The following is a 12850-nucleotide window of genomic DNA, read 5'->3' on the forward strand; positions in this document are numbered from 1 at the left end:
CGCCGCCATAAAAAAACCCGCCGGCAACTCGCCGGCGGGCTCGCTCAAATCGCACGCGTTCAGATCTGGCCGAGACGCGCACGCTCGTCGTCGGTCAAGGCCGCGCGCTGGGCCGGACCGCTCTGCCCGAAGCCGACCACCGACACCGAATTCGACGGATCGTAGCTGACCTGGCTGCCGCGCTTGCGCTTCTTCTGGTCATCGTCCGAATCGCCGAAACCCTCCACCTGCACCGAGATCGTCCAGCGGCGCGCGGCGCCGCCCGAGGCGTTGCCCTTGGCGAGATCCTGCGCCATCTGGCTCGCGGCCGAGGCGGCCGAGCTGGCCGCGCTCAACGCGCCGGTGTTCACCGTCTGCGATACCGGAATCCCGGTCGACTTGCCGCTCACCTGGATGTTGTCGGCGTTCAGCACGTGCAGCGCGGCCACGTTGATGTTGCCGGCACGAATCCCGGCATCGCCGGCATCGACGGTGCCGCGCGGCGCGACCAGGTTGATGGTGCCGAGTGGCACGCCCGGAATGGTCTGCAGCGTGGCGATACCGGCCCCCGTCACCTCGCCGCGCGCGTCCACCGTACAGTAGTGGTTCGCATCGCAGACGTATTGCGGCGCCGGCACGTCGGCCGACGATTTCGAGCCCTTGCCGGCGTTGATATCGCCGTTCGAGCTCCAGATCGTCATGTCACCGCCCTGCTCGGTGAAGATCCGGCTCTGTGCGAGTAGCAGGCTGCGATCGATGAAGATATTCACATCGCCCTGCTCGAGCGTCAGGATACCCATCGAGCCGGGGCCTGCGATGACCTTGCCCTTGCTGCCAATCAGCTCCGGCGGCGCGGTAGTGCTGCCGACGAGCGCCTGCCCCCCCGGCCCGAGAATCGACACGCCGCCGCCTTGTTGCGTCTGGATCGTCGTGTTGCGGATGTCGAGATCGCCGGTATTGATCAGTTGATTCGCACCGTTGGTGCCACCCGTCAGATTGTTCGCCGTGTAGCCGAACGATGCCGGGAACAACGTGTTGATCGCATCGAAGCCGGCTGCGTACTTCTGGTAGAACGGACTGGTCGGATCGTTGTAGCCTTCACCCACCTTCGTCAGCACGCCAAACATCACCTGTTCCGCGAACAATTGCTGCACGTAGGCCGGCAGGGTCTTGAAGGTGGCCCATGCCTCGGCCGCCGTCATCGACTTCGGCTTCGGCTGATCCTTGAGCAGACCGGTATCGACGACCTGCCCCGCCTCGTACTGGCCGACAAACGTAATGAGCGCGGAAGTCGTGCCGGCGTTGATCGCGGCCGCGCTGGTCGGGTCGATATAGGTGGCCGAGAACGTCGCGAGATCGACACCTGGCCCCACGCCAAACAACACGTTGATGGCCGCGCCCTCATGCGGCAGGTACGGGTTGTTGGCGTTGCCAACCGTCTCGATCCCGGCACTGGCCACGCCGTTGTATGAATTCACCGACACGGCCTGGTTGATGTTCGCCAGCGGCCCGATGTTGCGGCCAGCCTCGACATCCAGCGTCCCTGGACCACCCAGCACGATGGCGGGCAGCACCGCCTGCGCCTGGTTCGCCGGCAGCGGCGTGTCGTAGATATCCCTGCCCGCCACGATACGCGTGATATCGGAGGTACGCAGATTCTGTCCGAGGTACGCCAGATTGACGATATCGGTGCCAGCTTGAATCAATGCCGGCTTGTCGATCCCGATCGTCACGACGTTCTGATAGATGTTGGATCCGTCGGTCGCGGCCGGAACACCATCCGTGATGGAACCGTTCAAGCTGTAGATGCGCGCCGGGGTCGAGTCATCCCCGTGCAGGGCGCTGGAAGCGTGCGTGGCCAGCGTCGTATCGGTCAGCAGCGGTACATTGGCAAATGGATTGACAGCGGACGGCATGGCGGCCGGATCGCTATCGAGCATGCCGAATACGTTACCGCTGCCAAACTGGTTGTTGGCCGTGATGGCGCTGGAAATCGAGATCGATTGATCCGCGATCAGATCGAGATTGCCCGATGGAGACGGGAACAGTTCTCCGCTCGACGCTATCGTGATACCACCGTCGATCGCGGTCAGATTCACGGTCGCGGGCAGCACGAACGACATGTCGTTCGTGCCCGCGGTCAAGCTTTGCGCACCGCCTCCCCCGATAAATTGCAGATTGGTCATGGTTCCGATCGCGACATCGCCGGTCGTCGACGTCACGCTCACGCGGGAATCCGTCGAATACGACTGCGCATCCGTCAATATGCCGTAGGCCGTCGTATGCCCCCCCTGGATATAAGACGGATTCACGATCTGACCAAGATCGACACCCTGTCGCGCCGTTACGTCGATGGCTGCATTCTGCAGCGCCAGAATGGTCGACACGTTTACCGGGGCTTGCCCCACATGTTGCGCCGCGATTGCGAAATCCGAAGCGATTCGGCCGCCAGCGCTGATCGTCCCGGTGCCCTTGGAGACAAAATACGCGCCGCTAAGGATGTCGCCCCCCGCCTTCACGGTCAGATTGCCGCCGCCCACCGTATTGACCGTCGGATTATTGGTGTTCGTGTTGGTGAGCCACCAGGTAGTCGGCAACGACACGGAGAGATTGGCGATGTTCCCCCCAGCCGTGACGGCAACATTGCCGCCGACACTCATGATCCCCTGATCGAATCCGCCGAAGTTGATCGAGGTCTGCACAGTCTGCTGGACCGGGCTGGTGGCACCCACCGTGCCGGTCGGATTGCCGACCTCCATCCACTGCCACCAGAACTGACTGATGTCCGTGCCGGTCTTCCCGGTCACGAGCCCGGTCTGATCCGTCAGCTGTTCCGCACCGACGATGTCGCCCTGCGCGTGGAGCGTGATGTCGCCGGCGGAATCCGGGTTGACGGTCGGCGTGACCAGAATGTCCTGGAAACTGTTGGCCCCAACCTGCGTCGATCGGGCGATCGAAATCGTGTTTCCGGGCGTGGGGGCATTCGCTGCCGGCGCGCCCGCCGTATAGATGACACCCGGCACGAGCTGCGCCGGCACATCATCGGGCGACGCCGGCAAGGTGTTGTACAGCGTGATATCGCCCGATGCAGCAATGTCGATCGCACCGGTCCCCGTGCGGATCATGGTCGGCGCAAGCAACTGCTGGCCGTTGGTATCGATGTAGCTGGTGTGGCCTTCGAGTATCACGCTGCCCAGGTTGCTTGACGTGCCGGCCTGCGGTGCGGGCAGTAATCCAAGCGGGTTCGTGCTGCTTACATCCGATCCGGAGACGATACGGAACGACGTGCTGGCACCACCGACCAGCGACGCCGCCAGCAACGGCAGCGGATTGGTGGACGTGGCCGTCGGAGACGGCGTGTTGTCGACCACGCTCGGCAAGGCTATCGTCGATGAACCGATCACGGTAAGCGGTTGCACTGCCGGGGCGGCGAGCGCCACGACCGTCGGCAGCTTCGTCGGATTCGAGACGAAGAACTTCGTCAGTGCCGCAACATAATTCTGGTAATCGTGCAGATAAATCAGGTACGACGACGGATCGGCCGCCTGCTGGACCGCGGTCGGCGCGATCGGCGCGGTCGGCTGCCCGGACTGGAACGCGCCACTAGCACGGAACACATTGAGATATTCGACGATGTCGAAGGCTGCGTTTTGCCCGATCTGCGTTGCCTGATCCTTCGCCGAGGAGGTCAGATAATTTTCATAAGCCGAATACAACGCATAGTATTCCGCGATTTGATCGGCCGTCCCTCCCACCGGCTGGCCTGGCGCGGACGCCAGTCCGGAGCTTACCCAGTAGCGCAGGCCGTAGGCAGCGCCGAAGCGGGAACCCAGGGATCCGGTTGCCGAATTGAAGACCGTGGATACAGCGCTGAAGCTCGACAACGCCGGCACCTGGATGACGCCACCGCCCAGCGGATTGGCAATCTGATAAAAGCCATCCGACAAGCTGGCCTTGACATCGACGTTATTGGCAGCGCGCAGGGTCACGACCGGAGCCTGACCATTGAACCGGTACATCGGATCCGTCTGTGAATTCCCCGCACCGAGATTCCAGTTCGTCAGCACCGAGATATTGCCGCCGTTGGTCGCCGCGCCCGGATTGTCCAACTCGATACCCGGCGTAATGACGGCGTCCGCGACACCCGCAGCGACCAGAGGATTCACGACGCCAACCAGCCCCTTACGGACGAAACCCATCAGCGTGCCCGCAGTGGCAGCCGTGGAATCACCGTTCAGATAGCCGTAGAACGTCTCATGCGTCGCATTCGCGCTGGCCGGCGCGAAGTACATGCCCGACAGTCCGGCAAAGCCGATGGCCGAATCACCGTTCTCCAGCTGACCTCGATCGAGCACCGTCGATACCCCGGTCGTCGTATTGGTGACCGTACCGCCGCCATTCCCGGTCGCATCGGGTGCGAAGGTGAACTGCGTGCCCGCCGAGTCTTGCGCGGTAAAGGTCCCGGCCAGCAGATTGCCTTGCGCGTTGTACCAGCCCGCCGGATCGACGATGCCGTCGAAATGCTGCGCACCCGTGGTCGCGTCGGTCGTGCTCCACACCGCATAGGCCTCGAGCGAGGTCGAACGCGATCCGTAAATGCCTCCGCCGTCGGCCACGTCGAAACCGCCCGGCACCGTCAGGTTGACCGTGCCGTTCGACAGCAGCGGCGCGCGGAACGTGACCGTGCCGCCGGACACGCCGCCCGATACGTCGATCTGCGCCTTGGAGCCCAACGTGATCACGCCAGCCTGCGACGGGTCGATGTTCTCGTAGCCGTAGGTCGCGTTGTACGGCGTGGCCGCATTGGGATCGAACACGCCGTTCGTGCCGATCACCACCGTGCCGCCGCGCTGGGTCGGATCCGTGGCGCGCGCGACCAGTCTCCCTTCAAGGTTCACGCCGCTGTGGCCGTACAGGTCGATCTCGCCGCCCGCGGCGCCCGACGCGTCGATCGTGCCGGAGATGTTGACGTTGCCGTTGTTCGCGTCCGAGCTGTTGCCCGCGCCGCCATCGGCGTTCAGCGACACGAAGTTCGCCGTCAGCGTGTTGCCCGTCGACAGATCCAGATTGCCCGTGTTGGTGCGGATCGTGACCGCATTGTTGATGCCGCTCGCGGCCAGCGTGGTGGCGAGCGCATCAAGGTTCACCGCGCCGCCGCTGTTCAGCGACAGCGAGCCGCCCGCATAACCGGCCGCCGCGCCGCCCTTGAGCGTGCCGTTCAGATTGACGATCTGGTCCGGCGCCGACAGCGTCAGCGAGCCGGCGGCACCGCCGCCGCTCGCGCCCGAGAAGTCGAGCGTCGAGCCGCTCTGCACGTCCACCGTGCCGGTATCGGCGACCAGCGAGATGTTGCCGGCCGGCACGTAGGCCGTCACGTCGAAGAACGCCTTCGAGAAGCCTGCCGCGCTGATCGTCGAACCGTTGCCGATCGTCAGGTTGCCGCTGGTGGCCTCGAGGCTCACGTTGCCGGCCGGTGCCGAGATCAGCGCGCCGTTGTCGTTCAGCGTGCCGCCGATGAAGTCGATCGCGCCGCCGAGCGCCGTGCGCGTGAGCGCGGTGCCGGCGCCCGGGTTCAGCGTCAGCGTGCCGGTGGTCTTGAGCGTGGCGTCCGAGCTGGTATCGGCCAGGTACACCGGCGCGTTCAGCGTGACGGCCGCCGCGCCGAGATCGAAGGTGCCGGTGTTCTGTCCGACGATGCCGTTGGTCGCCGTCATGTTGATGGCGCCGAAGCCGCTCTGCGTCTTGGTGCCGGTGCCGAGGTCGATCTCGCCGGCGTTGACCGTCAGCGTCCCGCTGCCGGACGTCGGGTTGGCGATCGGCGTGCCGGCTTCGTTCGTGAACGCGATCTGCGGCGCGTTCAGCGTGACGTTGCCGCCGTCGCTCGTGAAGGTGCCCGCGCTCAGGTCCACGCTGTTGCCGAACGTGGCATCGACGTCGCCGAGGAACGCCATTGCGCCGTAGCTGCGCAGCGTCACCTGATCGGCGTTCGCGAACTGCGCGAGGCCGGCCGGGCTGATCACGAAGCCCGGCAGGTCGGCGATCGCGCTGCCGGTGCCGTTCGTGAACGTGATCGCCGAGCCGTCGACCGTGATGGCGCGGCCCGACAGCGCCGCGGTCGGGTCGATCTTCAGGTTGCCCGACGAATCGATCAGCAGCGCCTGGCCACCCGCCAGCGTCGCGCCCGCGCCCACCGTCAGCAGGCCCGTGCCGGTCAGGCCGGTGCGGGTCAGCGCGACCGAGGCGCCGTTCGACACGCGCAGCAGCGCGCCGTCGCCGGCGATCGTGATCGGCACGTCCTTCGCGGCCGGGTAGCTGCCGGTCGCGACGATCGACGCTCCGGCGTCGACCTGCAGCCCGGTCGATGCGTTCGGATCGGTGCCGCTCGCGTCCGTCTTCGTGACGAGCATGATTTCCGGGCCGGTCAGCGACGACGCGGCGTCGTTCGACACCACCACGCTGTTCGCGAGCGGCGTGATCGTCACGCCGCTGGTGGTGGCGGTGCGCGTGCCGCCGATCAGCAGGCTGCCCGCGGTCAGCGAATCGAGCGCGTTGGCGTCGATCTGCAGATAGCCGGCCAGCCCGCTGCTGCCGTTGCCGGTGATCTGGATGTCCTGCGAGGCGATGTCGACCTCGGCCGGCGCGCCGCCGGGGCCGGCCGCCGCGTTCAGCGTGGCGCCGAGCGCGAGCGTCTTGGTGGCCGCCAGCACCAGCTGGCCGCCGTCGACCGGCGACGGCGGCGTGACGTTGCCCTTGCTGGCCGCCTGCGAGGCGAAGAAGCTGTTCGCGCTCGTCAGCGTGTATTGCGAATACTGTTCCCAGACCGCGTTCGACTGCACGTTGAACACGGTCGGCGTGGCGCTCTGGCTGCCCGTCACCGAGTTGGCGAAATAGCCGGTGGTGACCACGGTGCCGTCGGCCAGCGTCTGCGTCGCGCCCGGAACCGCGGTGCCCGAGGCGCTCGATACCGTCACGCGGAACGCGCCCGGCAGCGTCGCATACTTGGCCGGCAGCAGCGTGTAGTAGCCCGCCGGCAGGCCCGGCACGCCGGACAGGTAGACCGACTTGCCGACCACGTCGCCGGTGCCCGCCTGGCCGACGCCGAGCGAGGCGATGGTGGTGCCGCTGCCCGACGGCTGGGTCGATTGCGCGTAGACGGGATCGTAGGTGGCCACCGACGATTGCGTGCCCGGCACGATCGCGTAGACGTTCGTGCCCCCGACGTTGACCGGCACCGCGGTGCCCGTCGACGAGTTCGCATAGCTGATCGAATACTGCGAGAGTACGTCGCGCGTGCCGCCGGTGCCCGGCACCCACTCGACGGCCTGCAGGTCGCCGCCGCCCGACAGGTCGATCTTCGCGCCCGGATCGAGCGACACGTTGCTGGCGTTGATGCCGATGTACTTCGCCGGCGGCGCGGCCAGGTCGCTCCCGGCCACGCCGGCCAGCGGGTTGAACTGATACTCCACGCCGTCGACCGTGGTGCCGTACGGAATCACCAGGCCGTCGTTGGACACCGAGGTCACGCTGCCGCTCGTGAGCCGGACCGAATCGGTCGCCACCAGCTTCGTGAGACCGCCGAACAGCGTCTGGGTCGCCGTGTCGGTCGGATCGCCGACGCCGAGCACGAGCGTGCCCGACGGCACGCGCACGGTGCCGCCCTGCACGATGTCGGTCGCATCGACGAGCAGCGAGCCGCCCGCCGACAGCGGCGTGCCCGAGGTGCCGTTCGAGGCGAAGGTGACCGTGGTCGGCGCGGGCTGGCCGGTGGACGCGTTGATCGGACCGGTGGCATCGATGATGTAGGTACTGCCGGTGGCCGGATAGAGATCCGCCGCCTTGAACGTCAGGTTGCCCGGCGAATAGAGCACGCCCGGGGCCAGGCCGCCGCCGCTGCTGGCCACCTTCGTCGAGCTGAGCCGGATGTCGCCGCTGCTGGTGAAATTCGCCTGGCCGAAGCGGTTCAGCTGGATCTGGTTGGACAGATCGATGAACGAGGCATTGACGTTCAGCGTGGCGTCGGACAGCGCGGCGACCGGCGTGAACGGGGGCGCGTTCGTATTCGCGGGCGGCCCCATCAACGCCACATACGGTGCATTGATGTCGACCGTGGTGCCGATCGGCGTCTGCGTCGATTGACCGAGCATCGTGGTCAGCACGGTGCTACTGCCGAGCGGCAGCGCCGGTGTCGACAGCAGCGTCGAGAGCTGCCCCATGTTGAGCGCGGCGATACGATCCGTATTCAGCGTCACCGATCCCGGCAGCGACAGCGTCACGTCGCCGGCAAACACGATCGGCGGCGCCGACGCTGCCGTCGTCGCTTTCGCGCCGTTGCCCAGCACCAGATTCGCGATGCCCGAACCGTCGAGGCGGTCCGCGGCGAACAGGATCACGCCGTTCGGCGTGCTGCCGATCGCCACGCCGGTGGTCGGATCGATCGCCGTCGCGAAGCTTTGTCCCGCGGCGAGCCCGACCGGCGTCAGCTCGCCGCTCTGGCGAATCACGAGCGCGGTGGCACCGGCTCCAGTATTGCTCTGCTCCGGCAGGATCGTCAGCGTGCCACCGGCCGCCTGCGCGGCGCCGCCATGAGCGCTCAGCGTCGCGTCGGCGAACAGGCCGTAGCCGGCACCCAGCGTGATCGAGCCCGCGTCGCTCCAGACGCTCTGCGACGCGTAACCGCCTGCCGCCTGAGGCTCGTCGAATTGCGCGGCGGCCCCCGATACGTTGATGATCGATCCGGCCTGCGCGACGACATAACCGTTGTCGCTCGACAGCGTCACGGAACCGCCTGGCAGCACCTTGCCGGTATCGGGCTGGATCGTGGACAAGCCCACCTTGGCCGGCGCCGCGAGCGGGTTGGTCAGCGCCACGCCCGATACGTCGAGCACGGCATCCGGGCCGAGCCAGACCGAACGGCTGTTGCTCGCCACCGTATTGCCGACGAATTCGCCGGTCTGGGCAAACGACCCGGTCGCGTTGGTATCCGAACTCAGCGTGATCGAGCCGCCCGGCGCCACGATCGAGCCGAGCACCGTCACCTGCTTCGGCGAACCGAGCCCGACGCTCGCGCCGGCATCGGCGATGATCGAGGCGCCCGCCGAGACGGTCACGGCGCCCGTGACGTCGGCGTAGGACGGAATCGTGGGGCTGAGGCCGCTGGTCTGCCACTCCGTGTAGTTGCCGGCCGTCAGCACCAGGTCGGTCGGCTGCCGGTGATAGGCATCGAGCGTGCCGGACGTCGTCAGGCCGGAGCCGAGCAGATCGGCGCCGCTGACCGCGTGCTGCAGTGCCGCCGCATTGGGAATCAGGTTCTGCTGGGTCAGCGCGACCGTCGCGCCAGGCGCGATCGTGCTGTTATAGAACGCATTCAGCACATACTTGCCGAAGCCCTGTTGCGAGAAGAAGCTTTCCGGCAGCACCGTGCTCCACGCCGGCGCCGCAGCCGGGTCTCCTCCAATCTGAAAGCCCAGCGCCTGCAAGGTCAGCGTACCGCCGCCCGAGAACCCCTTGCTCAGGATCGTGCCGTTCATCGCGATCCGGCCGTTGGTGGGCTCCAGACTCGGCAAGGGCAGGCCGCCGTCCGTCGTGTGCCCGAACTGTTGAATCTGCGTCGCGAAGTAGGTCTCGAGGGTAAGGCTGCCACCCTGCCCCTCGGGAACACCGTTGTGCATCAGCAACTGCCCGTTCGCCTGCATCATCCCGCCACCCGACACGTCGATCAGGCTGCCCGACTGCAGGATGATCGATCCCGACGTGTCCACGGAAGTGTTGCTCGTGCTATCGATAATCGAACCCTGGCGCGACGCCAGCGTGATGCTGCCGCCATTGATGTACTCACTGCTGCCGGTCACCGTGTCGGGCGAGGCCTGCACGTCGTTGTTGACCCACTGGCCGGCGACGCTGAGCGTCGCCTGCGGCCCGACGACGATATCGCCGCCGGTCGTGATCGAGATCGAACCACCCGGCACGATCAGGTTGCCAAGCACGCTTGCGCCGCCCACCGACGACTGGTTGTTCAGCGTGATCGAGCCGCCCGGCTGCAGCTTCAGCTGCGAACCTTCGGCGACGACGAAGCCCTTCCCGGCGACCTTGTCCTCGGTCACATTCAGGTTCGAGAAGCCGCCGTTGGTCAGCGTCGAGGTCGGCACGACCGTGGTCGCGAGCACATTATTCGGATCGGTGCCGGACAGCGAACCGAGCGCGGTGGAATCGAGCGCCGTGGAGGCCGAGAAATTCGGCGAGAGATCGGCGAGCAGCGGCGCCTGGTCCTGCAGGATCACCAGGCCGGACACACCCGACCCCGCGTTCGGCGAACTATTCCAGGCGCGGCTGATGATCGACTGGCTCAGTGCCGCGTCGGCACCGAGGTTGAACGTGCCGCCATCCGGCAGGCTGTCGCCCAGCGTCTGCTTCGAGCCGCCGAACGCCTGCGCGCTGATGCTGCCGTCGAGCACCGCGGCCGACGCCGCGTAGATGTCGAGCGTGCCCGCGTTGCCGCCGACGATGAAGTCCGATTCGTAGACACCGCCCGACTGCAGCGTGTTGTACCAGGTCTTGGTCACGCCCCAGCGCGGATGGCTTTCGGTGAACTCGCCGGCAATCCCGACGTAGATGTCGTTCGGGTTTGCCTGGCCGATCGGCACGATCGCGCCGTTCGCGTCGACGAGGCGCGTCGTGTTGACCATGCCGCCGTCGTAATGGACGTAACCGCCATTCAGGTTGATCGACGAACCGGACGCGGTCATCACCTCGTTGCCCGACAGCACGATGGTGCCGCCGTTGGTCAGCAGTTGGCTGACGGTGCGCTGGATCAGGCTCGCGTAGCCGGCCAGGTTCAGGATCGGGCTGCCGACCCACTGCACGCCGTCGCTGCGCGTGCCGGTCAGCGTGCTGTCCACCACGATGTCGGTCTGGCCGAACAGGAAGCCGTCGCGCAGCAGCGGCGAATCGGCCAGTTCGTTCTGGCCGATCCGCGGAATCGTCAGCAGGATGCTCGAGATCGGCAGCTCGACGTTGGCGAGGCCCGATACGTCGATCGTCGCGTTGTTGTCGAGATAGATCCGTCCCGGCACGGCGACGTCGGTCAGGCTCGCGTTGTAGCTCGTGACCTGCGGCACCAGCGCCGCGACCGACACGGTCGAGCCCGGCGCCTCGATCAGCGAACCGCCCTGGAACCAGACCGAGCCCGCCGTCATGGTGATGCTGCCCGGCGTAAACGTCGTGCCTGGCGCCGAGGTGGCCGTCTGGCCGTTGGTGTCCGCCAGCACGGTGGTGACGGAATCGGGGCCGAACGTCAACAGGCCGGAGCGATGCGTGGCGTCGCCGAGGGCGCCGGAGCTGCCGATCGTGATCTGCGACTGCCCCTGGTAGGCCGCGCCGAGCGCGTTGTTGGCCGCGTATTCGTCGACCGTCGAGATCGTGATCGTGCCCGGCGTGTTCACGCTCGTGGTCACGCCCACCACGCCGTTCTGGTTGACCGTGCCGCCCAGCAGCGTGACGTTGCCGCGCGAGGCCTGGACGATGCCGGTATTGACCAGCGAGCCGACCGGCGTGATGTCGGACGCGGCGCCGGTGGCCGGATCGATCAGCGAAATCGCACCGCTCAGCTCCGGCAGCAGGATCTGCGGTGCGTTCGGGTTCGGCCGCAGGCTCACGCCCACGCCGGCGGCCAGCACCACCTGGCCGTCGGTGGCCGTGATGCTGCCGGCGTTCGTCACGTTCGGCGCGGCGATCATCACGAAGCCGCCGTCGCTGGCCGTGCCGTTGGTATGGGTGGTGATCGAGGCGCCCTGCTGGATCGTCACGTCGCCCGACGACTGGTACTGGCTGGCCGAGGTCAGGTTGATCTGGTTGCCGAGGCCCAGCACCTCGGTCGGCAGATTGGTAGCGCCGGTCGTGTTGCCGGTGCTGCCTGCCTCGCCCGGCGCGAGCCCGCCGGTGGTGCCGGCCGCCGAGCCGAGGAACTGCAGGTTGCTGGCGACGATCCCGGCCGCGTCCTGGCCGAGCGTGCTGTCGGCCACCACGGTCTTGCCGTTCAGCACCGTCTGGTTGTAGTCGTTCATATTCAGCAGATCGAGCGACGACGCCACCAGCGAGTGGACGTTGATCTGCGAACCGGCGCCGAACAGGATGCCGTTGCGGTTGATGACGTAGACCGCACCCTGCGCGGTGATGTTGCCGAGGATCTGGCTCGGCGCGCCGCTCGGATCGACGATGCGGTTCAGCACGGCCCAGTTGTTCGCGCCGTTGCTCTGGGTGCCGCCCGACTGGTCGAAGTTGAGCGTGGTCTGGCGGCCGACGTTCATGGTCTGCCAGGTCAGCACGGCGTTCTGCGCGGTCTGCTGGACGTCCACCGTCACGTGGCCGCTGCCGTCCACGCTCTGCGTCGGCGCGTTCGCGTTGACCCACAGCAGCGGGTTGCTGGTGCTGGACGAGGCGCCCGGCGCGACCTGCAGGCCACCCACGGCCAGACCGTTCGGCACGTTCGACAGCGAGTTCGCGGCGGCGGCAGCCGCCGCGTTCTGGGCGGCGATCTGCGCGGCGATGGCCTGCGCGGTATTGCCGAGATTGCGGATCGAGGGCTGGCTGGCCTGCAGCGCCGCAGCCGGCGAGATCCCGAGGTTGGTGGTGGCGCCGATGCCGGCCAGGCCGGCCGCGCTGCCCGAGGCGCGCGGCGTGGCCGCGCCGAGGTTGACGATGCCGGCGGCATGCGCGCTGGCCGTGACGCCCGCGGCTACCAGCAGCGCGACGGCGCGGCAAACCGGACGCAGGTCCGATTTGAGGACGGCTCGCGAATCCGTCCGGTCTTGTTGTCGTGCTGCGCGTGCATTTGCTGCCATACCTCACCCCGAACCCAGTAAATTTTGTGCGTGGC

General features: G+C 66.9%; 1 protein-coding gene. It reads right to left on the minus strand.

Translation table 11 applies throughout. The features are described 5' to 3' along the window. Positions 1-59: 59 nt before the first annotated feature. Positions 60-12815 carry a filamentous haemagglutinin family protein gene (locus BpN12_RS09345; protein WP_246792191.1) on the minus strand — a complete coding sequence of 4252 codons (12756 nt, stop codon included), beginning with the start codon at positions 12813-12815 and terminating at the stop codon, positions 60-62. Between the last annotated feature and the right edge of the window lie 35 nt (positions 12816-12850).

It is taken from the genome of Burkholderia perseverans (assembly GCF_022870505.1).
Taxonomy (GTDB): Bacteria; Pseudomonadota; Gammaproteobacteria; order Burkholderiales; family Burkholderiaceae; genus Burkholderia; species Burkholderia plantarii.